Annotated in this window: 17 protein-coding genes; 6 read left to right on the top strand and 11 right to left on the bottom strand. The window is 31.5% G+C overall.

The features are described from left to right. Positions 1–124 precede the first annotated feature (124 nt). The 6 genes from ES044_RS10360 to ES044_RS10335 all read right to left on the bottom strand — a co-directional run bounded on the left by ES044_RS10360 (position 125) and on the right by ES044_RS10335 (position 5,175). Positions 125–961: a DUF6371 domain-containing protein gene (locus ES044_RS10360; RefSeq protein WP_147187107.1), complete on the bottom strand. Its 837-nt coding sequence runs from the start codon at positions 959–961 to the stop codon at positions 125–127. Positions 962–1,084: 123 nt separating this feature from the next. Continuing rightward, positions 1,085–2,347 carry an AAA family ATPase gene (locus ES044_RS10355; RefSeq protein WP_147187105.1) on the bottom strand — a complete coding sequence of 421 codons (1,263 nt, stop codon included), beginning with the start codon at positions 2,345–2,347 and terminating at the stop codon, positions 1,085–1,087. A gap of 3 nt (positions 2,348–2,350) precedes the next feature. Beyond that, positions 2,351–2,659, bottom strand: a complete 309-nt coding sequence (locus tag ES044_RS10350; RefSeq protein WP_147119280.1) for a hypothetical protein — start codon at positions 2,657–2,659, stop codon at positions 2,351–2,353. A gap of 4 nt (positions 2,660–2,663) precedes the next feature. Next, positions 2,664–2,972, bottom strand: a complete 309-nt coding sequence (locus ES044_RS10345; protein ID WP_223269184.1) for a helix-turn-helix domain-containing protein — start codon at positions 2,970–2,972, stop codon at positions 2,664–2,666. Positions 2,973–3,047: 75 nt separating this feature from the next. Further along, entirely contained in the window at positions 3,048–3,872 is an 825-nt protein-coding gene (locus tag ES044_RS10340) for a hypothetical protein (protein WP_147119278.1), read from the bottom strand. 52 nt (positions 3,873–3,924) lie between these two features. Then, complete coding sequence (locus tag ES044_RS10335) at positions 3,925–5,175, bottom strand: tyrosine-type recombinase/integrase (protein ID WP_147119277.1); 1,251 nt, start codon at positions 5,173–5,175, stop codon at positions 3,925–3,927. 552 nt (positions 5,176–5,727) lie between these two features. On the opposite strand from ES044_RS10335, the gene ES044_RS10330 reads away from it, so the two are divergent. The 5 genes from ES044_RS10330 (at position 5,728) to ES044_RS10310 (ending at position 18,478) form a co-directional block, all read left to right on the top strand. Further along, the gene (locus ES044_RS10330; RefSeq protein WP_147119275.1) at positions 5,728–11,289 is read left to right on the top strand and encodes an alpha-2-macroglobulin family protein; all 5,562 of its coding nucleotides are present in this window, start codon (positions 5,728–5,730) and stop codon (positions 11,287–11,289) included. 175 nt (positions 11,290–11,464) lie between these two features. Continuing rightward, positions 11,465–13,858, top strand: a complete 2,394-nt coding sequence (gene pbpC / locus ES044_RS10325; protein WP_410524685.1) for a penicillin-binding protein 1C — start codon at positions 11,465–11,467, stop codon at positions 13,856–13,858. Between the two features lie 147 nt (positions 13,859–14,005). Next, the gene (locus ES044_RS10320; protein ID WP_147119273.1) at positions 14,006–14,848 is read left to right on the top strand and encodes an MBL fold metallo-hydrolase; all 843 of its coding nucleotides are present in this window, start codon (positions 14,006–14,008) and stop codon (positions 14,846–14,848) included. 12 nt (positions 14,849–14,860) lie between these two features. Then, positions 14,861–16,573 carry a S8 family peptidase gene (locus ES044_RS10315; RefSeq protein WP_147119271.1) on the top strand — a complete coding sequence of 571 codons (1,713 nt, stop codon included), beginning with the start codon at positions 14,861–14,863 and terminating at the stop codon, positions 16,571–16,573. A 63-nt stretch (positions 16,574–16,636) separates the two neighbouring features. Continuing rightward, entirely contained in the window at positions 16,637–18,478 is a 1,842-nt protein-coding gene (locus tag ES044_RS10310; RefSeq protein ID WP_147119270.1) for a M1 family metallopeptidase, read from the top strand. A gap of 51 nt (positions 18,479–18,529) precedes the next feature. Here ES044_RS10310 and ES044_RS10305 read toward each other — a convergent pair whose 3' ends face one another. The 3 genes from ES044_RS10305 to ES044_RS10295 form a co-directional block, all read right to left on the bottom strand. Next, positions 18,530–19,198, bottom strand: coding sequence for a LysE family translocator (locus tag ES044_RS10305; RefSeq protein ID WP_147119268.1), 669 nt, complete (start codon positions 19,196–19,198; stop codon positions 18,530–18,532). Between the two features lie 106 nt (positions 19,199–19,304). Then, a complete protein-coding gene (locus tag ES044_RS10300; protein WP_147119266.1) occupies positions 19,305–20,351 on the bottom strand; it encodes a ferredoxin--NADP reductase in 1,047 nt (348 codons plus the stop codon). 7 nt (positions 20,352–20,358) lie between these two features. Further along, the gene (locus tag ES044_RS10295) at positions 20,359–21,348 is read right to left on the bottom strand and encodes an aspartate-semialdehyde dehydrogenase (RefSeq protein WP_147119265.1); all 990 of its coding nucleotides are present in this window, start codon (positions 21,346–21,348) and stop codon (positions 20,359–20,361) included. Positions 21,349–22,036: 688 nt separating this feature from the next. On the opposite strand from ES044_RS10295, the gene ES044_RS10290 reads away from it, so the two are divergent. Continuing rightward, positions 22,037–23,077 carry a rhodanese-related sulfurtransferase gene (locus ES044_RS10290; protein WP_147119264.1) on the top strand — a complete coding sequence of 347 codons (1,041 nt, stop codon included), beginning with the start codon at positions 22,037–22,039 and terminating at the stop codon, positions 23,075–23,077. Between the two features lie 91 nt (positions 23,078–23,168). Here ES044_RS10290 and ES044_RS10285 read toward each other — a convergent pair whose 3' ends face one another. Further along, positions 23,169–23,846, bottom strand: a complete 678-nt coding sequence (locus ES044_RS10285; RefSeq protein ID WP_147119262.1) for a hypothetical protein — start codon at positions 23,844–23,846, stop codon at positions 23,169–23,171. A 353-nt stretch (positions 23,847–24,199) separates the two neighbouring features. Continuing rightward, complete coding sequence (locus ES044_RS10280) at positions 24,200–26,860, bottom strand: carboxypeptidase-like regulatory domain-containing protein (RefSeq protein ID WP_147119259.1); 2,661 nt, start codon at positions 26,858–26,860, stop codon at positions 24,200–24,202. Positions 26,861–26,893 lie beyond the last annotated feature (33 nt).

The following is a 26,893-nucleotide window of genomic DNA, read 5'->3' as shown; positions in this document are numbered from 1 at the left end:
GATATAAAATTTAATCCGCCGTAAGCACTAATATTTTCTGTAGTTGTTGTAATTTTCACCTGTCAGGGTTTTCACCCAAGTTGGTGAAAATTATTGAGATGGAAAAGTCTTGTAACTACTATTTTTAAAGGACTTTCCGTTTCTTTTGAATTGAGACCTGCGGAGTTAAGGTTATATTAAACCCTACTGCATTCAAGTGTATTGCTTTATCGTTCCAATCGTTATACTCAGTTTTGTCAGGAAATGCAATAATTTTATACTCTTTTATAGGCTTCAAATTCTCGTATTTAAACCCTCCTTTCATTCCAGTAGCAACCCAAGTATATTGGGGTTTAAAAACACTCATTATAACGGCTGTCTTCTCGCTTTCTACGACTGCACAAGTCTTTTGGTTGGTTTCATTTATTAGGTGCAAACCAAATAAGCATTGATTAAGATTAAAATTTTGAAGTTTTAAGATACTGCGAACACTACTAATATAAGCTTTGCCGTTCGCTCGCTTTTGCCGTTTTCCTGTTTCAAAGTTGAATAACATAACTTTGCCATGCCTTACTTTTTCGTTCTCATCAATTTGCCAAAAAATAGTTGCACCGTTCCAATGCTTTGAAGTTCCTATTAAGTATTTTGAAACTGCATTTTTAACTTCATCAATAGTAAATACTGAATTTAGGAATTGAATAAAATTATTCTGTTTATAGTTTCGTCCGCTTTGGATCACTAAATTATAATCGTGAAGTGATGGTTCTGCTGGTGCAATATATTTGACTTCATAGAAATTTTTAAATTCAGATTTTGGCGTGCTGTGATACCTGCAATTTGTTTCACGGTCGCATCGCCCAAATTCATCGCTCAAATAGTTTCCTGTTTTAAATTCCACAAGTTTAACAAAAGTTTTCTTATTGCATTTAGGACAAACAAATTTTTTTGTGCTTTTGTCCAAATTGTATTTATATTGTTTCATCGCTTTATCGCTTTAAAGGGCTTTATTAAAGTGTCATTCATCGCTTTATCACTTTATAAGCGTACATATACGCTTAAAGTAAAGTGATAGAGCGATGAAATCAATTTTAATAAAAGTGATAGATTAATTATTTTTATGAAATTTTTCTGCTTCACAAACATCTTCAGTAGAAAATTCATCTTCGTCAAAAGTTCCCAGCGTATAAGCTCCTCTCGGCTTTTCTTGAAGCAACCAACCGTTATTTTTACAATCAGCAATTAATGAAGTGATAGAATTATTTGCCAGTGCTTTTCCTAATTGCTTTTTTGAAGCTAATTTAATTTGTGTTTCCAATTGCTTATAACCAAATTCAGCACCATTAATAAATACTTCAGTTAATACCTCATATTTTTTGAAGTCCTCCAAATCTGAAACATCAAACCTATTTTTTTTGGTTTCGGTTCTTAATTCAAAGTTTTCTGCCATTTTAGGAATACCAAATTCATTGATTTCAAAGGCAAATACTTCGGGTTCGGGGTTTCTGCATTGCAAAGGTGTTACTATCGAGATGTTGCTATCATTTTCAGATTTTGCAACCTCTAAAACGGTTTCGGCTTTATTGACTAACTCTGTGCCAATATGACCACGTGCGTTGGTATCACTTTTGTTTTGGTGTAATACCGTTACAATATGAATATTTCGTTCTTCAGTCCATTTTAATAGCTTGCTTACAATCATTGTAGCCTGCTCTTCATCGTTTATTGAAGTAACTAAATCCTTAATTCCGTCAATTATTACAAAACCTACTTTGTCATTACTTAATATTTCATTTTCAATAAATTCAAGGCGTTCGGATGGTGTTAAACTTCGCAAATAATACGTATGTAGATTTTTTGGTTCGGGTTCTTTAATTTGAGTACAAATACGCTTAACTGCGAGCTGTACGTGATACTTTCCTTGTTCGGTATCAAAGTATAAGACTTCATTTTTATCTGAGGGCAAATCGCTTGAAAATCGCCCTAAAACACTATCTTCTTTCAACGCTGTTGATACTGCAATATTTACATAAAATGATTTTCGGGATTTTGCTTTTCCTATTATTGCACTAAAATTTCCCAGCGTTCCTAAAATTTCGTTTCCGCTTTTTTTGGTATTGGCTAAACTCCATGCTATTTGAGGTGGTGGGATTATTTCAGTAACATCAATTTTATATTTAATGCTGTTTTTTCGGTGTGCTTCAATTTGTTTGCTTAAAATTGCCTGTTCCGTAATTGGTTCGGTGGTCATAGCGTTATCAATTGCATCGCTCAACTTTTTTGCCTGTGGTTTAGCATTACTCTCAAAGTTTTCTGAAAGCGTTACATTATTGTTTGTAATCAACTTTTTTAAATTTTCTTTGTTCTGCATAATCTAAAACATTTTTATTTGATTAGACTTTGGAAACAAATCAGGGTTTGTAGTTATAGCTTGAACAAAACGACCTGAACGACTACATTTTATTATACCAATTACAACTGCCTTGCCTTGTTTAATCCAATCGAAAATAGATTGTGTAACAACATAGGTTTGGTCTGTAAAACCTAATTCAGTAGCGACCATTCTACGGCTCATTGGTTTTTTATAAAGAAGTTTGTGTAGTTCTTTCTTATGGCATTTTTTTGTATCTTTACCTTTCTTGAAACTATTAAAATCAAGGCTTTGTGTATTATCAGTACTCATAGCCTTATTTGTTTAGAGGTTTCAAACTTGCTAATAACTCCGCCTTTTTATAGTATCTACGGTTACCAATACCATACGCTTTGACTTTGCCTTTATTAGTCCACGCCCATAAGGTACTGCTATCTATTTGAAGGAATTTGCACGTTTCTGTGCGTGTTAATAGCTCATCACGATTGTGGGTATTGAAAGTTTCTTTAAAGTCTGCTAATTGACTTTTAACGCCGTCTTTGATTAGTTGAGTTAAATCTGCGGTGTTTAAATTTTGTAATAAAATACTGTCTGCCATTTTTGCAATGTTTATGATTAATAACACTGCAAATATTGGTTTGAGTTTGTACCCTTAAAGACCATGTTTTGTACCTTTTTGGGTACGGTTTATGTCTTTGTTTTATTTAGCTAATATGTCATTGAAAATAATCATTCTTTTTGCGTTTGAATTTGCTTTTGGGTTTGTGAATTTTACTTTCTCAAATGAAATTTCATAAACTCTATTTATCCAATCTTGCATATTTGTATTACCTATGTTTTCGTGAATTAAACCTTGTTTTTTCATTACACTAAACATAAAATCAATATCAGTTCTTTGTCTTTTAGTGATGTCAAATTTATCAAACATACTTTGCCAAACTTCAAAGGCGTTATCTTTAAAAACATCATTGTGTAACTTCTTTTTGACCTCATCAGGTTTATTAGTTTCTATTTGTTGAGGTTTATTGTGTTTGGTGCTAAAATCGTTTTCAATACGTTTTATGCTATCTTCAAAGATTATTTTATACTTACTATGTATTTGATTGTGAAAGACGTTCTTCAAGTGGTCTATTGTGTCCTGTTTAAATTCAATTTTTTTATTACTATCTAATTTGTTGAAAATGTATTCATATTGCAATACATATTCATTGAGGTCAATAATAATATTTTGAAATTCATTTTTATTAAATTGTATTTTTTTTATAGAAGTACCCTTTAAAAAAAAACGCCCATACAGTAAGTAGTGATTGTAGTAATCAATATTATACATTTTTGCTTTTAATTGTTTTTTTCTTAAATAATTGCGGATAATATCGTTTTCAATTTCATCATACTGAATAATAGAGATAAAAGTTATTTCGGTTTTTGTAATATTATCAGGATTGTATTTTTTTAAAAATTGACTGTAAACCTCATCTATATTTGAGTAGTCTTCATTTAATTTGTGTAGAAAATCTTTTATCATATTTTATATTTATGTACCAAATGCACGTTAAAAAACCATTTTATTTTTTGCGTTAAAAGTAGTTTGTTATTTCAAGTGCCAAATCTTTATTGCTTTTACCTATGTAATTTAAGAACATTGCTTCGGTGCTATGTCCTGTAACGTAAATTAAATATGTAGTTGGTATTTTGCCGTAAAAATTGGTTGCAAAACTACGTCTGCCAATATGCGAGGTTGCTAGTTCCCATTTTTCGTACATTCCTGATTTTTTACGATAAACTTTACTATCTTTTTCAGTTTCAATCAACTTACTACCTTTTGTTAACTCATTGATTTCTGCTAATTGACAAACTGTTTTTATAAAGTCGTTATACTTTTGGTCTGAAATTAAATAAGGAAATTTACCATCTCGTTTTTTTAATATTTCTAAAACTTTAGGGTGTAAAGGAACAGTCATATTTTTACCTGTTTTCTTTTGAGTAAATTCAATTAATTGTTTGCCGTCTTCAATTCTTATTTGTTCATCAGTAAAACGCATAAAATCTGAAACTCTTTGCCCACAATATGCGGAAATGATTAACCAGTCTTTTGCATTGTCTAAACTATCAGTTAATTTTTCTTTGCTAATATTTTCTATTTTAGTTAAGTCTTCAAAGGTTAAATAAATCTTTTCAACTTTTGCACGTTCTATTCTTAAACTGTCTAACTGATGATGTGTTTCAAGTCCTAAAAATCTTGCCTTTTTACAAAAAGTCTTAATATGCACAAATTCTCTTTGAATAGTGTTTTGAGAATACATTCTTTCTTTTTGATAATTAACAAACTTATTTTTAAAACTATCATTTATGTTTTTGATTAATATTTTCTTTCCTGTAAAGGCTTCGTATTTAATAAGCTTGTTTTTTATTACTCTGCATTTACGTTTGTTCGTTTCTGTAATTTCGTTTTTACGATAATCAATATAAAAATCTATGAAGCTAATTAAACCAGTAGGAACTTCTTTTTCTTTTTGCGGTGGGTTGTAATAATAGTCAATTTCAGCCTGTAACCATTCTTTGTTTATAGTTTCTGCATTAACAGAATTAAAAGCCCTTAAAACGTGATTTTCAATTTTATTAAGTTCCGTATTAACTTCGGTTTGCTTATTTGTAACGTCAATGTCTTTTGATTTCTTTTTGTGTTGTTTACTCCAGTATATTTTTTCAGTTTCAAACTGTGTTTTTGCTCCAAAAGTATAATCGTTTCCTTTGTTACGATACAATAAACGCAATACTAAATTTGATTTCTCTTTTGTTGAGCGGTATAAAAAATTGATTGATGCCATACTTTGAAATTTAGAATACAAATATAAGAAATATGTATTGTATTTGTATGGTAAAACACAAACTGTTTAAAACCATTGCAAACTAAATAAAAGTTAATATCTTTGAAAAACCTTATGTATGTTTGATTTTAAAATAAATTATCAGTAAAATAAGGGTTTATAATATAGTGTAGTTTTGTGTAATTGTGGTGTGCTAGACACCTCAAAAAACGTTTCAAGAAATTGAAACGTTTTTTTTGTTAGTGAAACTCAATTTTAAAAAATAGCGAAGCCATGAATTTAAAATTGCCAGTTGAACCTGCTTGTCCGGTAGGTAGGCTAATCCCGCTTCATGTGTGGAGCTTGTTTCCGTATTTTAGCGAAATCTTTAGTTTAATACTCCGACGCTATGCTTTGCAATATTAAAAAGATATTTTTCTTTAAAATTAAGACAGCTTTGACTGCGTTTTTTTTTGATAACGGATTCTAAATAAAATCTTACGAATTCTCATTTCTTCAAGGTTTCCATTCTTAAAGTGCTATTTTTGGTTTGTGATATTAAATTCATCAACCATGAAAGCCAAGAATATACTTGCAACATTGCTAATTTGCCTGTTTATTTTTTCTTGTAAACAAGAGAAAACTAAAACCGATAACATTTATAAGTTCAAGGAATATATTAGTTTCACAACTTCTGGTGTTATTTCAGTTTCAAAAAAAATAAACATAAACCTTGCAAAAGAAGTTCAAGGTTGGGAAGCGAATCAAAAAATTTCTGCGGATATTTTATCGATCACACCTTTTGTAAGCGGAAAAATAGAAATATTTAATAAGCATGCTTTTATTTTTACACCTGACGAAAATTTAGAGGCAGATACCGAATATACCGTAACGGTAAAACTGTCTGAAATTTATAAAACCATTCCTAAAAAATTTGAAGACTACACCTTTCAATTTAAAACAATTACACCAAATTTTACCATTAAAACAGACGTTTTACAGTCGTATTCAAAGGAATACCAATATTTAGAAGGTGTTGTGCAATCTGCGGATATAATTACTTTAGAAAACGCAAAAACAGTAGTAAAAGCATCTCAAAAAGGAATCATTAAAAATATTGTTTGGAACGAATCTTACAAATCAGGAAAAACTTTAGAGTTTAAAATTGATAGCATTCAGCGTTTAGAAGAAGATTCTCAATTAAAGGTTCAGTGGAATGGAAAATCTATAAAAGCCGATAATAATGGTGAAAATGAAATTACAATTCCCGGTAAAAATAATTTTAAAGTCATTAATGTAAAGGTGAATAATACAGGAGAACAGTATGTTTCTATTAACTTTTCGAATACATTAAAAAACCAACAAAATTTTGATGGTTTGGTAACGATTCAAAATCTAAAAAAACCAAGATTTATCGTTAACGGGAACGAATTAAAAATATTTTATGAAGCTAAATTAACAGGGAGTGTTTTGGTTTCTGTATTTCAGGGAATTCGAGATGTTGATGATTATAAACTAAAGAATACCCATGAAGAAACTATTACTTTCGAGCAGAAAAAACCGCAAATAAGAGCGATTGCTAACGGAACGATTTTACCCAATTCCGCGAATTTAAAATATAATTTTGAAGCCATTAATATTCGGGAGGTAGACGTTAGAATTATCAAAATTTATGAAGAGAATGTGTTGCAGTTTTTGCAAGAAAATAATCTAAATAGTAATAATGAGCAAGCGATAAGAAGCGTAGGGAGAAGGGTTGCGAAAGAAACGATTACGTTAATCGATAATGAGCAAAATAACACGCAAAAATGGAAAGCCTATAGCATTGATGTTTCTAAAATGGTAGCTACTGAACCTGGAGCAATTTATAGAGTTGAGGTAAGTTATACTAAAAATCAAACGTTTTATAATTGTTCTGATTCAGAAACTAATAATGCTACAGAAGACTATTATTACGATGATGACTATTATGGAGAGGAATATGAAGATTATAGCGAAGTTGATGATGAAGAAGCAAGAGAAGAATTGTACTGGGATAATAAATTATACAATTATAAAAATCAAAATTATAATTGGAGAGAAAGAGAAAATCCTTGCCACGAGGTCTATTACAATCAAGATAGAATGATTGCTCAAAATTTATTGGCTTCCAATTTGGGAATCATTGTAAAACAAGGAGCTAGTAATTCTTACTTTTTTGCGGTGACCAACATTCTAAATACAAATCCCGAAATAGGCGCGAGTGTAAAATTATTTAATTTTCAGCAGCAAGAAATTGCATCAGGAATTTCAGATTCAGAAGGATTTGTGACCATCAATTCACCAAAAAATGCGGCTTTTGCCGTTGTTTCTAAAGATGAAAATAAAGGCTATATCAAGCTAAATGATGGAAACTCTTTGTCTTTGAGTAAGTTTGATGTTTCTGGCAGCAAAACTCAAAAAGGTTTAAAAGGCTATTTGTATGGAGAACGTGGTGTTTGGAGACCAGGAGATTCTTTGCACTTAACGTTTGTATTAAATGATGCCAATAATAAATTACCTAAAAATCATCCTGTAAAATTAGAAGTTACAGACCCAAGCGGAAAGTTGGTGTACAAAAAAATAACATCAGAAAATTTAAATAATTTTTACAAATTTTCGGTGACAACAGTACAAGAAGCAAAAACAGGAAATTATACGGCAAAGATTGCTGTTGGTGGTGCCAAATTTTACAAGACTTTAAAAATTGAAACGGTAAAACCAAATCGTCTAAAAATTAAAGTTGATTTCGAAGACGAAATTTTATCATCAAGTAAACCGGTAAACGGAACATTAGACGTAAAGTGGTTGCACGGAACGCCTGCAAAAAACTTAAAAGTCGAAATTAAAGCAAAAGTTTCTGCAACAAATTTTAGCTTTAAAAAGTATGAAAACTATGTTTTTTCAGATCCTTCTAGAACCTTTTCATCCGAAGAAATTACTCTTTTTGAAGGCAAGCTAGATGAAAATGGATTGGCTAAAATAAGTAATAAATTAACTGTTGGTACAAATGCTCCGGGCATGTTAAACGTTCAGTTTTTAGTAAGAGCTTTTGAAAATGGTGGCGATTTTTCTATGGATGCGTTCACCAAAAAATATGCTCCTTTTAAATCTTTTATAGGATTGAAATCGCCTGAAGCAAATAGATATGATTCGTTTTTTACAGATGAAAACCAAACTTTTTCTGTGATTTCTGTCGATGAAAAAGGAAATCCTATTCAAAATGATGAAATTGAAGTGCAGGTGTATCAAATAAAATGGCGTTGGTGGTGGAGTTCTTCTGAAGATAATTTATCGAGTTACACTTCTAGTAGTTACCACAAGCCTTATAGAACCATGAACGTGTCTACAAATTCTGAAGGAAAAGGTAGTTTTAATTTAAATATTTCAGACAACGACAGAGGACGATTTCTAATTAGAGTTTTAGATCAAAAAAGTGGACATGCAACAGGCAGGACCGCATATTTTTATAAAAACTGGTGGCAAAACTCCACTTCTGGAGACAAAGAGGCTGCAAAAATGTTGGTGTTTTCTGCGGATAAAGAAAAATACAATGTTGGTGAAACGGCTACCATTACATTTCCGTCAGGATCAAAAGGAAACGCTTTAATCAGTATTGAAAATGGCAGTAAAGTTTTAGAAACAAAATGGGTAAAAACAACCCAAGGAACAACACAAGTGCAAATTCCGATTACAAAAAAAATGGCACCTAATGTATTTGTAAATATTTCGTTGTTGCAACCACATCAGGTAACAGAAAACGATTTACCAATTCGTTTGTATGGCACAATTCCGATGCTGGTAGAAGATGAAAACACCAAATTAGAGCCTCAAATTTCGATGGCAAGTGAGTTACAGCCAGAAAAAGAATTCGTTGTAAAAGTGTCAGAAAAAAACAACAAAGCCATGACCTATAGTTTGGCCGTTGTGGAGGAAGGGTTGTTAGATTTAACACGATTTAAAACACCAAACGCATATGATGATTTTTATGCAAGAGAAGCTTTGGGTGTAAAAACTTGGGATATTTTTGACGATGTTATTGGCGCATATTCAGGAAGTATAGATCAGGTTTTTGCCATTGGTGGGGACGGAAGTTTATCAAAAGGAAAAAATCAAAAAGCAAACCGCTTTAAACCTGTAGTAAAATATTTAGGGCCTTTTTATTTAGAAAAAGGAGCCGAGAAATCGCATAAAATTACGTTGCCAAATTACATAGGTTCTGTGAGAACGATGGTTGTTGCGGGTGATGTTGAGAACGAAGCTTTCGGAAAAGCAGAAAAAGCAGTTGCTGTTAAGAAACCCCTAATGGTGTTGGCTACTTTACCAAGAAAATTATCGCCCAAAGAAAAAGTAACGCTGCCAATTGCCGTTTTTGCGATGGATAAAAAAGTGAAAAGCGTAAAAATTGAGGTAAAAACTTCAAACGGAATTGCTGTTCTTGGGAATAAGTTTCAAACTGTCAACTTTGAAAAGCCAGATGAAAAAATGGTGTATTTTGAGTTGGATGTTTTAAAAGCAAATGGCATCAATACCGTTGAGATTATTGCAACAGGAGGAGGAGAGAAATCGACTTACAAAGTGGAAATAGATGTTTTAAATCCGAATCCAATAACAGCAACTATCATTGATAAAACCGTTCAAGGAGCGCAAACACAAACCATTAATTTTGATACGTTTGGAGTGGAAGGTTCCAATTCGGCAATGTTAGAATTATCAACCATGCCTTCGATTAATTTCTCTGGTAGATTAGCCTATTTAATACGGTATCCTCATGGTTGTGTAGAGCAAACCACGTCAAGTGTTTTTCCGCAGTTATTTTTAAATGATTTATTCGATTTAACATCAGAAAAACGTACACAAGTTCAGCAAAATATAGAAAAAGGAATCGAACGGTTAGGGAATTTTCAAAAGGCAAATGGAGGTTTACCTTATTGGATGGGAGAAAATGATGTAAGTGATTGGGGTACAAGTTACGCTGGTCATTTTATGTTAGAAGCCGCACAAAAAGGCTTTATTTTACCCTTAACTTTTAAGTCTAATTTTATAAAATATCAAAAAAAGGCAGCAAGAGATTGGCGACCAAGTTACTCGAAATACACAGCAGACTTTGCACAGGCGTATAGATTATACACGCTAGCTTTGGCAGGAAGTCCAGATTTATCTGCAATGAATAGATTGCGGGAATTCAAGCAAATTACCAACGAAGCAAAATGGCGTTTGGCTGCGGCTTATGCTTTGGTGGGGCAAAAAGAAGCAAGTGAGGCTATCATTAAAACAGCGAATTTAAATTTTGAGAGTGCTAATTATCACAATTATGGTTCTTCAACCAGAAACACTGCAATGGCTTTAGAAACGATGCTGTTAACGAATGATAAAGGTGCAAAAGAATTGGCCAAAACGATTGCAAAACAATTGTCTAGCGATCGTTGGTTAAGCACACAAACCACCGCATATAGTTTGCTTTCTATCGGTAAAATGGTGGTGAAAAATGGCGGAAAGGCGATGGCTTTAAGCATCACAAACAATACTAAAACCGAGAAAATAACGACCAATAGTTCTTTTGTGCAAAGAAAAATCGAAGTAAAAGAAGGTCAGAATTCCATTACAATTAAAAACGATGACAATAATATTGTGTTTGCAAGAATCATAAATTCTGGAAAGTTGCCTCTGGGCGATGAACTTTCAGAAAGTAGAGGTTTAAGTGCTTCTGTGAGGTATAAAGACTTAAAAGGTAATCAGATTGATATAAAAGCTTTGAAGCAAGGTCAGGATTTTGTGGCTGAAATTACCGTGAGCAATCCTAAAAATGCAACTGTAAATGATATTGCTTTGACACAGATTTTTCCTTCTGGATGGGAAATTGTAAACACCCGTTTTACAGATTTTGGAAGCACCACCAAAAGCGAAGCACGGTATACGGACATTAGAGATGATCGGGTTAATTTTTATTTCGATTTGTATGAAAATCAAAATACATCAGACACAAAAACTTTTACCGTCTTATTAAACGCAGCGTATTTAGGTAGGTATTATTTGCCCGGAATTCAAGTAGAAGCTATGTATGACAATGATTATTTGGTGAGAACAAAAGGGAGTTGGGTGAACGTTATAAAGTAAGTTAAACCAACCTCCAAGGCTCCCTTTCAATCCTGCAAGGTTTCCTTTGAACCTTGTAGGTTTAATTAACAAATAAATTAAATACCTACAAGGTTTTTGAAACCTTGCAGGAGAAATTCGATACCTACAAGGTTTTTGAAACCTTGCAGGATGGATAAAAAAATCAAAATTGAAAATAACAAGCACAAAAACTTTCAATAGCAAGGGGCTTCAGCCCCTTGCCCATTTAATAATATATTTAAAAAGCCATAAAAAGAAAATAATTTTTGTGGTTGTTTTATTAATTTTATATGCATTTTGTTTACCGAAAAAATTATTTACAAAACCAACATCCACCGTAATTACAAGTTCTAAAAACGAGCTTTTAGGAGCATTAATAGCAAAAGATGGTCAATGGAGATTTCCGCAGAATGATACAGTTCCAGAGAAATTTAAAACCTGTTTAATTCAGTTTGAAGATGAATATTTTTATCAACATCCTGGTTTTAACCCTGTCTCTATTTTTAAAGCATTCAAACAAAATTTAGCATCAGGAAGTGTAAAAAGAGGCGGAAGTACTATTACGCAACAAGTAATAAGATTGAGCCGAGATAACAAGTCAAGAACGTATGTTGAAAAGCTGAAAGAATTGTTTTTGGCAACACGTTTAGAGTTTAGAGCATCTAAAGAAAAGATTCTTGCTTTTTGGAGTTCTAATGCGCCTTTTGGAGGCAATGTTGTGGGTTTAGATGCGGCTTCTTGGCGCTATTTTAATAGAAAACCGACCAACTTATCTTGGTCTGAGTCTGCAACTTTAGCGGTGTTGCCTAATGCACCAAATTTGATGTATCCCGGGAAAAATCAACAGAAATTAGAAGCAAAAAGAAATCGTTTATTAAAAAAGTTATTGACTAAAAATGTCATTGATACGCTGACTTATGAATTATCAATTTTAGAAGAAATTCCTGAAAAACCTTATAATTTACCACAAATTGCACCTCATTTATTACAAAGAATTCACAAAGTAAAAAAAGGTGAAATTGTAAAAACGACCATTGATAAGCGTTTACAAACGCAAACAAATGCAATTGTTAAAAATCAGTATCATCAATTGAGTAAAAACGGAATTCATAATATTTCTGTATTGATTTTAGATGTAAAAACAAGAAAGGTATTGACTTATGTTGGGAATTCGCCCACCACAAATAAACATCAAAAAGATGTGGATATAATAACCAAACCAAGAAGTACAGGTAGTATTTTAAAACCATTTTTATATGCGGCTATGTTAGATAGTGGCGAATTATTGCCAAATACTTTGGTCGCAGATATTCCTACGAATTATGGTAGTTATCAGCCTGTAAATTTTGATAAAAAGTATTCAGGAGCAGTATCAGCAAAATTGGCGTTGTCAAAATCTTTAAATGTGCCGACGGTAAGAATGTTGCAAAAATTTGGTTTGGAAAAATTTCATGACTATTTACAAAAACTGAAGTTGAAAGATATTAGCAAAAGCGCAAGTTATTACGGCTTAACGCTTGCTTTAGGTGGCGCAGAAAGCAACCTATGGGATTTATGTAAAAGCTATGCATCGATGGCATCCACACTAAATCATTATACAGAAAATTCTAGTAGATATTTTACAAATGAATTCTGCGAGCCTACTTTTTATGCAGATTCAACAATAGATTTTGGGAAAAAATCACCAGAAAAAATTATTTTTGATGCCGCTTCGATCTACCTAACTTTTGAAAGTTTAAAAGATGTAAACAGGCCAAATGCTGAACAGAACTGGGAGTTTTTTGATTCGTCAAAACAAATTGCATGGAAAACAGGCACTAGTTTTGGTTTTAGAGATGCTTGGGCAATTGGCGTCACAAAAGACTATGTTGTTGGGGTTTGGGTTGGAAATGCAGATGGAGAGGGAAGGCCGGGTTTGGTTGGTGCACAATCTGCAGCGCCAATTTTATTTGATGTGTTTGATAAATTACCAAATTCAGATTGGTTTGAAAAGCCTTTTGATGAAATGACCGAAATAGAAATTTGTATAAAAAGCGGATTTAGAGCAACCGCAATTTGTGAAAGTAAAAAGCTAGAGTATGTTCAGAATTCAGGTTTAAAAACAGCGCCTTGTCCTTTTCATGTGCTTATAAATATTGATAGATCAGAAAATTATCAGGTAAATACTTCTTGTGAATCTTTAGAGAATATCGAACAAAAATCGTGGTTTGTATTGCCACCATTAATGGAATATTACTACAAGGATAAAAATCCGTTTTATAAAGTGATGCCAAAATTTAGAAAGGATTGTTTGGGAGCTGTTAAAAATGGAATGAAATTTATCTATCCAACAGAAAAAACCACTGTTTTTTTACCTAAAGATTTTGATGGAAAAAAGAACGAGCTTATTTTAAAAGTAGCGCACTCTAATAGAGAAGCAACTTTATATTGGTATGTAAATGAAACGTATGTTGGCACAACAAAAGAAATACATGAGTTGCAAATAGTACCTAAAATTGGCGAATACAATCTTACTGTTGTTGATGATTTTGGCGAGGAGATCGAACAAAAAATAACGATTAGAGAGTAATTTTTTGTTAAAATATTTACAGTTTTATTAACAAAATAACATCAATTTTTCTTCACCTTTGTAAAACTAGTACATTGTGAGTTTAATAATTATGATTTAGTTGATATGTTGTTTTTAACATTGTCAAAACTATTTTAAACCTAGAAGATGAAAATATACCCTATAGAAACTGGTAATTTTAAATTAGATGGCGGCGCAATGTTTGGTGTTGTGCCCAAAACGATTTGGCAAAGAACAAATCCTGCAGATTCCAATAATCTAATAGACATGAGTATGCGCTGTATGCTTATTGAAGATGGCAACCGTTTAACGTTGATTGATACAGGTTTAGGGGCAAAACAATCAGATAAGTTTTATAGTTACTATTATTTATTTGGCGGGTTTTCTTTGGATGCTTCGTTAAAGAAACTAGGTTTTCATAGAGACGATATTACAGATATTTTTCTTACACACTTACATTTTGATCATTGTGGAGGGGTTATTGAAAGAACCAAAGACGGGTTGCTAATTCCTGCTTTTAAAAATGCTAAAGTTTGGTCTAATGAAGAACATTGGCAATGGGCAACAGAACCCAACCCAAGAGAAAAAGCATCGTTCTTAAAAGAGAATATCAATCCGATAAAAGAAAACGGACAGTTAAATTTTATCAACAAAAACGCCAAAGATCAAATTGGTTTTGATGTTTTATTGATGGACGGGCATACAGAAAAACAAATGTTGCCAAAAATTGCATATCAAGGAAAAACATTGGTTTTTATGGCAGATTTATTACCAACAACTGGGCACATTCCGCTACCCTATGTGATGGGTTATGATACAAGGCCTTTGTTAACGATTCAAGAAAAAGAAGTTTTTTTAAATGAGGCTGCAGACAATGAGTATTACCTTTTTTTAGAGCACGATGCTTACAATGAAATTTGTACCGTAAAACATACAGAAAAAGGAATACGATTAGATACTACACATACATTTTCAGAAATTTTTAATTAAGATATTATAAAAATGAAGCACATAAATTCATTTATTGGTTGCGCTGCACTTGCGCTTATTTTTGCAGGTTGTTCCGTTACCCAAAAAGTTACTACAGTTCCAGTTTTTAATGAAATACTAACAACTCCTGCTAAAAAAGTAGCGTTGACAGATGAAGAAATGAAAACTTGGTCTCATGCAGATATTGAGAAAGATTCTATTGCTGGTATGAGTTTAGAAAAAGCTTATAAATTTTTAAAAGGTAAAAAAGGCAAAGAAATTATTGTTGCCATTGCAGATTCTGGTGTTGATGTGGAACATGAAGACTTAAAAGATGTGGTTTGGATAAACGCTAAAGAAATAGAGGGTAACAATAAAGATGATGATCAAAACGGTTATGTGGATGATATTTTTGGATGGAATTTTTTAGGAAATGCAGCTGGTAAAATTGTAAATGCAGATCAACTAGAAATTACAAGAATTGTTAAAAAAGGTAGAGCACAATTTGCTGCTAAAAAAGCTTCTGAAATTGCTAAAAAAGATGAAGAATCTTATCAGGAATATTTAAAATTTGAGGATGAATTTATTGCAACGATAACAGAGAAAAACTATGAAATTCAAGAAATGGAAGGCACTTTATCTAATTTAAAGCGTGTTCAAGAAGATTTTGATGCCGTTAAGAAATTCGCTAAAAAAGATACTTTAACCGAAACTATTTTAGAAAAATTAAGTCCGTCTAGCCTTAAGCTCGTAATGCAAGTTAATAATGTTCAAAATATTTTGAAACAGGATATGAAAGAGGCAGGTTTAAAAGAATATTATAGTCAAATTAAAGACTACACAAAAGAAATTAAAAAAGCTATGAAAGGCTATGATTTAGAACTAAATGTTCGTCAATCTTTGGGAGATGATTTATTTGACATTACCGATAAATTTTATGGAAATAATAATGTAATTGGTAACAAGGATTTAGAAAAACATGGAACACATGTTGCAGGAATCGTAGCTGCATCAAGAAATAATAATTTGGGAGCGGTTGGTGTTGCAAACAATGTAAAAATAATGACGGTTAGAGTTGTGCCCGATGGGGATGAGCATGACAAAGATGTTGCTTTAGGGATTAGATATGCAGTAGATAATGGCGCAAAAATTATCAATACAAGTTTTGGTAAACGTTTTTCACCCAACAAAGAGTGGGTTTATGAGGCTTTAAAGTATGCAGAACGCAAAGATGTCTTAATCGTAAATGCAGCGGGGAATGAGGGTAAAGATATGGATGTAAGAAAAAGCTATCCAACAGATTCAGATGATTTATTAACCGAATTTACTAACAATGTAATTACAATTGGTGCAAGTAGTTTGTATTTTAATGAAAAATTACCTGCGGATTTTTCTAATTATGGAAAAATAAATGTGGATGTTTTTGCGCCAGGAGTAGATGTGTATTCCGCCGTTCCGAAAGATGAATATGAACCCTTAAGCGGAACTTCAATGGCAGCGCCATCAACATCTGGAGTTGCTGCATTAATTCGTTCTTATTACCCTAATTTATCAGCAAAAGAAGTAAAGTATATTTTGATGACTTCTGGTGTAAAAGTTAATTTTGAAGTAATTAAGCCCGGTTCTCAATCCCCAGAAAACCCTGAAGGAGAAATGATCTCTTTTTCAGATTTATCAGTTTCAGGGAGAGTAGTAAACGCATACAATGCTTTAAGATTAGCAGATTTTTTATCCAACAAAAAATAAGACTGAAACATATAGAGAATCTTAATGTTTTTAATTAAATCAACCAATAAATAAATTTTAAAAATGAGAAAAGTATTTTTTTTATTATCACTACTAATCATCATAATTTCATGTGCAGAAACTAAAAATGTTACGCATTTGCAAAATAAATTGTCTTCTAGTGTTGATGGTTATTGGCAACAGCATGTAGATTACACTATGGATATTGATATGAATGTATATAATTATCAATATAAAGGAACACAAAAACTAGTGTATACTAATAATTCTCCAGACGATTTAGAAAAGGTTTTTTATCATTTGTACTTCAATGCATTTCAGCCAGACTCTCAAATGGATGTTCGTTCTTTAAACATTGCAGATCCAAGTTCTAAAATCGGAGATAAAATCTCGAAATTATCACCTTCTGAAATTGGCTTCATTAAGGTAAATTCTTTGGAACAAAATGGAGCAGCAGTTTCTTTTGAAACCGTAGGAACGATTTTAGAAGTGACGCTAAATAAGCCTATTAAAGCTGGAGAAAGTGTAACTTTTGATATGATTTTTGATGCACAAGTGCCAAATCAAATTAGAAGATCTGGAAGAAATAGTGCAGAAGGTGTCGCTTTATCGATGTCGCAATGGTATCCTAAAATGGCGGAATATGATTTTCAAGGGTGGCATACACCTCCTTATATTGCGCGAGAATTTCATGGGGTTTGGGGAGATTTTGACGTAACTATTCACATTGATAAAAACTATGTGATCGGCGGTTCTGGATATTTACAAAATCCGCAAGAAATAGGTCATGGGTATGAAGATATTAGTAAACCTTTAAAGGTTGCCAATACAGACAAATTATCTTGGCATTTTAAAGCGCCAAATGTGCATGATTTCGTTTGGGCTGCAGATCCAGAATACAAGCATGATATTTTAAAAATGGAAAACGGAATTGATTTACACTTCCTATACAAGAAAAATCTTGAAAAGAAGTATTTAGAGAATTGGAAAAATTTGCAGCCAAAAACAGCAGAATTAATGACTTATTTCTCTAAAAATGTTGGTCAATATCCCTACAAACAATATTCTGTAGTGCAAGGTGGAGATGGCGGAATGGAATATGCTATGGCTACTTTAATTACTGGTAAACGTAAATTTGGCAGTTTATTTGGAGTTACAGCGCATGAAATGGCACATACTTGGTTTCAGTTTTTGTTAGCGTCTAATGAAAGTTTACATCCTTGGATGGATGAAGGTTTTACATCGTATATTTCTAACAAAGCAGTAAATGAAATTCTGAATGAAGGTGAAGTAAATCCACATTTAGGCTCTTACACAGGATATAGAGCTGTTGTTTTAGCGGGTTATGAAGAGTCTTTAGCTACGCATGCAGATCGATATAATACCAATACGGCGTATAGTGTTGCTAGTTATTCTAAAGGGAATATTTTCTTATCGCAATTAGAGTATGTAATTGGTAAAGAAAATGTTGCAAACGGTCTTAAAAAATATTTTACAGATTTTAGTTTTAAACATCCAACACCAAATGATATCAAGCGTTCTATGGAAAAAGTTTCAGGAATTCATTTAGATTGGTATTTAAATGAATGGACGCAAACGACACATACTATCGATTACGGTATCAAATCGATTGAAAATAGAAAAGTAACTTTAGAAAGAATTGGTCAAATGCCAATGCCGATAGATGTAGAAGTGACGTATAAAGATGGTACTAAAGAAGATTTTAATATACCATTAAGAATCATGAGAGGATCTAAGCCAACGGCTGCAACTGTATTGGAAGATTGGACTTGGGCGCACCCAACATATACCTTTCAGGTTTCTAAAACGGTTAAATCTGTAAGTATTGATGCCAGTGGTTTAATGGCAGACATTAATTTAGAGAACAACACGCTTACAAAATAACGAGTATGTAATTTAAATGAAAAGAGGTTTTACGCATGTAAAACCTCTTTTTTATTGAATAAGTTCTTCTATTCTTTCATTCGGAATAAATCCTTTTAATATTAAAAAGACACCACACACAATTAAAATAATACCCATTATTTTTTTTACGCGGTAAATTACTGCGGGGGTCATTTTGTCTTTTAATTGTTTGGCTAAAAATATTTTGCCCAAATCAGTGAGAAAATAAGCAACAATAATTACAGAAAAATATAGAAAAATGGCATTTTGATTCATGTGCAAAGTGGGGCCAATCACTAAAACGGTTCCTAGCCAAAAAGCCAAAACCCCAATATTTATAAAGTTTAAAAAGTAGCCCTTTAAAAATAATTTAAGATAATTATTTTTCACGATTGGCACGGCAATGCTTTTAGCAGATGCAATAGCTTCTTTTTTATTTTGGCTATCAAAATAGGTGATTAAGCCGTATATAATTAAAACCAAACCACCAATAAAAAATAATCTTGGGTCGTCTTTAATCTTTTCTAGTAAAGATCTACTACCATAATAGGCAATTAAAATAAAAGAAATATCACCAAGAATAACACCTAAATCAAAAACAATAGCAGCTTTTGCGCCTTTTAAAATACTGGTTTGAATGAGCATAAAAAAAACAGGACCTATCATGAAAGCCATGAAAAATCCTATTAGAATTGCATTTTTAAAATCGTAAATATCCATGTTATAAAAGTATGATATTAAATTTTAGATAGTAGAAGTAACCTTTATGCATAAAGATTTTTATTTTATTACTTCTAATATGTATTATTTTTACTTCACCTTTTATCTATACGTCATCAAAATCAATCGTAATTTTTGAGGTTGTAGGATGTGCCTGACAGGTTAAAATTAAACCTTCTTCAACTTCACTATCGGTTAAAATAGAGTTCTTTACCATAATGGCCTTTCCTTCAGTAACTTTTGCCAAACAAGAACTACAAACCCCGCCTTGGCAAGAATAAGGAGGATCTAACTCGTTACGCAAACTTGCTGCTAAAATATCATCAGTTTGTTGCATGGTAAACGTCGTTTTTTCCTCGTCTAACAATACCGTAATTTCTGTAGTTCCTTCTTTTATTTCAGAAACAGCTTCTTCATCAATAGAAACCGTGAAGAGTTCAAAATGGATGTTTTCTTTAGCTATTTTGTTATCTTTAAGTGTTTTAGAAACAGTATTAATCATTCCTTCTGGTCCGCATAAAAAAGCCGCATCAAAAGTGGTTTCTTTGTACATGTTTTTTACGAAGTAGTTGGTTACACTTTTATCGATTCTACCCTGTAATTCATTTTTTACATTTTCTCTACTAAAGATATAATGCAATTTAAATCTTCCTGAAAAAGACGCCTTTAGCGCATTTAATTCTGAATAGAACATGGTTTCATCGGCAGATTTATTTCCATAAACGAGCGTAAAGTTAGATGTTGGTTCATTTTCTAAAACCGATTGTGCCATTGATAAAATCGGTGTAATACCAGAGCCAGCCGCAAAACCAATATAATTTTTATTAGGTTCAGGTTTCAGTAAAAAACGCCCTTCAGGAGCTGTAATTTCTATCTCGTCTCCTGCTTTTAAATGAGAAGTTGCGTACGTAGAAAACACGCCGTTTTCTACTGCTTTTATAGAAACTCTAAGGTCGCCACTTTCTGGAGTAGAACAAATTGAATACGCACGTCTTGTGAGTGCGCCTTTAATTTCTGTTTGTAACGTAATGTATTGACCCGCCGTGAACTGAAAATCTGATTGTAAGTTTTCAGGTATTTTAAATAATACAGAAACCGAGTTTGCGGTCTCTTTTTTTACTTCTTGTATGTGTACTTTGTGAAATATTGCCATAAATGTATTAGACTAAATTTTTTGCTATTAAATATTCAGCTATTTGAACTGTGTTTGTTGCAGCACCTTTTCTTAAGTTATCGGCTACAATCCACAAATTTAAGGTATTTTCTTGAGATTCATCGCGTCTAATACGCCCAACAAACACTTCATCTTTATTGTGTGCATTAATTGGCATTGGGTACACATTATTCGCTAAATCGTCTTGCACAATAACACCAGGTGTTTCCGATAAAAGTTGGCGCACTTCATCAACATCAAAATCATTTAAAAATTGCACATTTACAGCTTCAGAATGTCCGCCAGCAGTAGGAATTCTTACAGCAGTGGCAGTGACAGAAAAAGAAGCATCGCCTAAAATTTTCTTTGGTTCTTTTACCAATTTCATTTCTTCTTTGGTGTAGCCGTTTTCTAAAAAAACATCGCAATGAGGCAATGCGTTTCTGCCTATTTTGTGAGGATACGCCATTTCACCATCAATACCAGCCTCTTCATTATCTAATTGCTGCACGGCTTTTACGCCAGTGCCAGAAACAGATTGGTAGGTAGAAATCACCACCCGTTTCATTTTATATTTTTTATGCAAAGGCGCTAAAGCCATCACTAGTTGAATCGTAGAACAATTAGGATTCGCAATAATTTTATCATCCGCAGTTAAAACATTACCATTAATTTCTGGAACAATCAATTTTTTCGTCGGATCCATTCGCCAAGCAGAAGAATTATCAATTACCGTAGTACCAACTGCTGCAAATTTTGGTGCCCATTCTAAAGAAGTATCACCACCAGCAGAAAATAAAGCAATATCTGGGGTCATTTTTACGGCATCTTCTAAAGTAACCACAGTATACTCGTTTCCTTTATAGGTTAGTTTTTTACCAGCAGATCTTGCAGATGCTACAGGAATTAATTCTGTGATTGGTAAATTACGCTCTTCTAAAACTTTTAACATTACTGTGCCAACCATTCCTGTTGCGCCTACTACTGCTACTTTCATTACTTTTTTATTTTGTATTGCAAAGATGAGAACAAATTAAAATATGACCATTATTTTAATAAATATTTACCAATATAATTTGGATTGTTTAAAATTTAACTTTTTTAAATCCTCGTCTTTGTATAAGAAGTATGACTGAAGCAATCTGTAAATTGCTACCAATTATTTTTATTTGTTGCTACCTGCCTGGCCGGTATACAGGTTTCCAGCTTTCCACTATATCTTTTTTATGAGAAATAAAAAAGGATGTCGTTTCGATCTGGGCTAAACTTATTTGCTAGCTTTTAGCATTTTCAAGATTACATCATGATAAAAATTTGTGTTTAAATAAGAACTCGCAATTTTGTCTTTTCGATTAAAGGGAGAAATTACATAAAGTTTTGTAGTCTTTTATACATTAGTATTATGGGATTTCTCCCAAAAGGTCGAAATGACAAGATAATGGAGAATTGTTTTTTTAAAGAACTCTTATTTAATTTATAGATTGCTTCAATTTGCAAAAAAGCAAACTTCGCAAAGACTAGTATTAAGCAGTTATCCGTGAAAATATGTGAAACCTGTTTTAAAAATTAAAAAATCACGTTAAAAATTGTAATTTTACGGCCTATTAGAAATTATAAATCAACAAAAGCTGAAAATATTTATTCTTAAAATAAGTTTAAAAAGTTCAGCATAAAAAAAGTATAGCATGCAACTGTACAATAAGTTAAGCGCCATAAAACGCGCTGCGTTAATTGATAAAGCGGGTAAAGATAGAATTACCATTTCTTTTTATCGATATTATCACATTAAAAACCCACAAATTTTAAGAGATAAGTTATTTTTAGAATGGAATTCTTTAGATGTTTTAGGACGTATTTATGTTTCTTACGAGGGTATTAATGCACAGTTATCCGTACCATCAGAAAATTTTTACAAGCTAAAAAATCAAATAGACACTATTTCTTTTCTAAAAGATATTCGTTTAAATGTAGCTATTGAACACAATAATAAATCATTTTTAAAACTAAAAATAAAGGTTAGAGACAAGATTGTCGCCGATGGTTTAAATGATAAAACGTTTGATGTTACCAATAAAGGAGTGCACTTAAATGCAAAAGAGTTTAACGAAATGTTGGCAAATACCAATACGGTTTGTGTAGATATGCGCAACCATTATGAGAGTGAAATTGGTTATTTTGATGGCGCGCTAACGCCAGATGTAGACACGTTTAGAGATTCTTTAGACATTATTGAAGAAGATTTAAAAGACAACAAAGAAAATAAAAATTTGTTGATGTATTGTACGGGCGGAATTCGTTGCGAAAAGGCTTCTGCGTATTACAAACACAAAGGATTTAAAAATGTTTTTCAATTAGAAGGGGGTATTATAGAATATACACGCCAAGTAAATGACGAAGGTTTAGAAAATAAATTTATTGGTAAGAATTTTGTTTTTGATCAAAGAAGAGCAGAAAAAATTACAGATGATGTAGTTTCTAATTGTCACCAATGTGGCCAACCTTGCAACACACATACAAATTGTGCCAATGAAGGATGTCACTTGCTCTTTATTCAATGTGATGCCTGTTCAGAAAGCATGGAAAATACCTGCTCTACAGATTGCCAAGAAATGATTCAATTATCTTTTGAAGTTCAAAAAGAATTGAGAAAAGGGAAATTTGCCAGTAACAAGATTTTTAAAAAAGGTAGGAGTGAAGTTTTGACATTTAAAAATAGTATTGATTAAACTTAAAAAGACTTCGAAATTGAGGTCTTTTTAAGCTTTATTTTAATTTTTTGTAAGAAAGCAACTTATTTTAATATCATAATTTTGCTAGTTATAACTTACCAAAATTGTAAGTTAAATTTAAATAAGGCACTATAAAACTAGAACCATCTACAAAATATTCTGTAATAGATGACGTGTATGTACCTAAAATTAGGTTTAATTTATTTTTTTTATAACCTAAAGCAAAATTCCAAGGTTCATAAGCTGTGTCTTGTTTACTAAAAGCGGTTATTGTTGGGTTTCCACTATTATCAAAAAACCTAGTTTTTGTTTCAAATTCTGTACCTCTGTTTAAAAATGATTTTCCTAACCTTACAAAAAGTTCAGCTTCTTTAAATACCTTAAAATGATAATCTAAATAAAAATGATACCCAAAAATTAAATCGTTTTTAGCTGGACTATACCCAAAATCTCCTGATATTTCAGTAGATCTTTGAGTAATAATATCGTAACGAAATGAGTTTGAAAATCCAAGTGATAAGTTTTTAGTTATAAAATAGTTTAAACCAAAATTTAATGCTGTACCAGAACTTTGTGCATCAACAGAAATAGCACCTCTAGTATTAATAATATCAAGTTCAGCACCATTTTGATATATTGGTGTAATTCTATATTCTACACCAGCATTAAAAAATAATTTTCCTTTTCTATTTTCAATATCATAAGAATTTTGTGCAAAAGATTGAAGTGATATTATCAAAGTTAATATGGTAATAATGTTTCTCATATTATAATATTTTAACCCATTGGTTTAAACCAATGGTTTTTAATTATTTCAAAATTTATTTTAAATTTATTGTAAAGAACATAACAATTACGTTCAAAAAAACATCCAAGAAAATCTTCTTGGTAAAGTTCGGTAAAAAAGAATGTGCGCTAATTATAAACACTTTTTTTTAATTGCCAGCAAGTTTTTAGGAATGGGGGATCAAGTCATTATTAAAAACTTATAAATTTTGAAAAAAAATGGAAACAAACAAACAAAAACTTGCTTTTTTACAAAAAACTGGGTGAAGACACAGGTAAATTTATTGATATTTTAATTTTTAGCTAGTTTTTTAGGAAATGAGATAAGATAAATTAAAAACGATACTCCATTTTAAGTAAAATATATCTTGATAGTAATCTAATTTCTGTGGTAGATGAACCAAAATCGCTAATAGAAAAGTTTCTAAATTTTTGAGTATTGAAAAGGTTTTTGCCAGAAATACGTACCGTTAATTTGTCTTTTAATAACTTATAAGTTGCTTCAGCATCTAAAAAATAATAAGTGTTGTCATTTTCTAAATTGCCAAAAAAGTAACGTTCAGATTGCAGGTTAATATCAAACTTGTCACTAAAAAGAAAGGATAGATCTAAAAAAGAAGTGTTATCCGTAAATGAATTTTTGATGGTTGTTTGTATTGAGTTTGTATTCCATTTTGTACCAAAGTGATAATTAAATACCCCCGCAAAACCAGAACGCATTTCAACTCCATAATTGTAACTTTCTGATGTAATTTCTCTTAAATTAGAGTTATTGATGATGTTTTTGAAATTATTTTTAGAATAACTCAAATCTAATTTTAGGTTTGATGATATAAAGTTAAAATAATAATTAATATTAGTATTGATGCTTAAAAAGGCACGATCTTCTATTAAGATTTTTTCGTTTTGAGCGTAATTTTGTTGAATAATAGCATTGGTAGAAAAGAAATCATAATTCTTATTATAGATAAAAAAGGTATTGGCAAAAAAGCGTTCGCTCCAATTGCCTAACTGATAATTAAAAATAAAATTCGAGGAATTCAACTGATTAAAATTCCCTGTTCCTTTATTAAATGATCGAAAACCAGTTAACACAAAATCATCATAAACATCTAAAATGCCAGCATTTCTATAATTATAGGAATAGGAAGACATAATCTTATTTTTACCATTTATTTTCCAATCTAAACCAAAACTTGGGTTTATAAAAAATGGAGTTTCATCTTTTACTTCAAGTTCAGTTTCCAAACGATTGTATAATTGATGAAAATCTAATTGACCAACAAGGGCAAAATCTTTTATTTTGTATCGGTATTTTGTTTTTAGATAACTGTTATTTGTTGAATAGGTTGTTTCATTTTGATAATCAGCTGGGCTTTCAATACTATTTTCATCTTCTAACAAATTAAAAACGGTTTTTAAATGATCTTTTCTAAATTCGTTTCCTAGTTGTATTTCTAATAAATTGCCGTTTTCTTTTCTATCTAATAAATGTGCATTTACACCACCAAAAGTCATTTTATTGGTGCTTTGTTGGGTTACATTATTTGCGTTTGTAGCATTTGGAAATAAATCCTCATAAAAAAACTGATTTATAGTATAATTTTGAGGCGTTTCTTCATTAATAAACCTTCCAGTTAAAAGAAAAACTTTCGTGTCTTTAAATTTATTAGTATAATTTATTTTTTGGTCAAAAAGTTGATTATTGTTTTGAAGAGTTTGTAGAGTTGCATTGCCATTAAAATTTAAATCAGAATTTGCATCAGAAAAGCCATCATTGTATTTTGTAACACTTTCTAACATTTTTGTGTTAGAAATATTGTAGGTAAAATCAAGTTTTCCAAAACCTATTCTCTTTTTATTACGCAACGTAAAATCTTCTGTATTGGTAAAGTTGATGTTGTTTGTGTCGAAGTTTTCGATACTATTTCTAAAAAAATCAGTTTCATCCCAATTAAAAAAGCCGAGTGTTTTTATTTTTATTTTTTTCGTAGGATTAAAAATGGCATTTAAAGAGAGTAATTCTGCATTGTTAAAATTAGTTCTGCTTCTTTTAAAGTTTAAATTTCCAGCAGATAAATCCAACAAATTCCCAACTTGCATATCATCACCAATACTACCAGGCTCATTTCCTCTAAAAGGTCTTATTAGATTTTCAATATCGCCTGTAGCATCAATACCAATATTGTTAAGGTTGGTTAAAAAATAATATTTATTTTTTTTACCAAAATTCATTAAGTTCCCTTTTAGTTCATAAAAGCTGTCATTCCCCAAACCAATTGTGGTATTGCCAAACCAAATCCGTTTGGCATCATCTTTCATTTTTAAATTTAAAGCAACTTTATCACTTTCTTCAACGCCTTTTAATAAACGGTTGTTAGAATATCTTTTTAAAACTTCTACTTCTTCAATTGGGTAAGCAGGCATATTTTTAGAAAGTATTTTATAGCCTTTTTCAAATAAATCATCCCCATCAATCATTAATTTTTCTATTTCTTGATTGCCAACTTTTATAGTGCCTTTGCTATCGATATTTAAACCCGGTATTTTTTTTAGTAAGTCTTCTACAGTTTGTTCTGTACCATTTACAAAAAACTTAGTTTTAAAAGTTATGGTGTCTTTTTTTACTTTAATAGCTTTGTCAGCTGCAATAATAACCTCATTTAATTCAAAAGGTTGCTCTTCTAAAATTGCATTTATAATTATTGTTGTTTGCTTATTAATCTCAAAAAAAATAGTTTTAGACTTGTACCCTAAAGAAGAAAAAGTAAGGTTGAATCCCCCCTTTTTTTGGGCGGAAAGTTCGTAAGTTCCATTTTCTTGGGAATAGGTGTAATCTATAATATTTACGCTATCTTTTAATACAATACTTGCAGAAAAAAGAGAGTTTTTTCCATCTTTTACAAAGCCAGTAATTTTTGTTTGCGAAAAGCAATTCACTTTGATAAAAAAAACAATTATAAAAATTGAGGATGTAGCAATTTTTCTTTTCATTCAGAGATTAGTTCTTAACTTATTTATTTTTAT

The sequence above is a fragment of the Polaribacter sp. IC066 genome (assembly GCF_007997085.1).
Lineage (GTDB): Bacteria > Bacteroidota > Bacteroidia > Flavobacteriales > Flavobacteriaceae > Polaribacter.
Note: the sequence above shows the minus strand (reverse complement) of the source record. Positions and strands in the feature narration are given on the sequence as shown.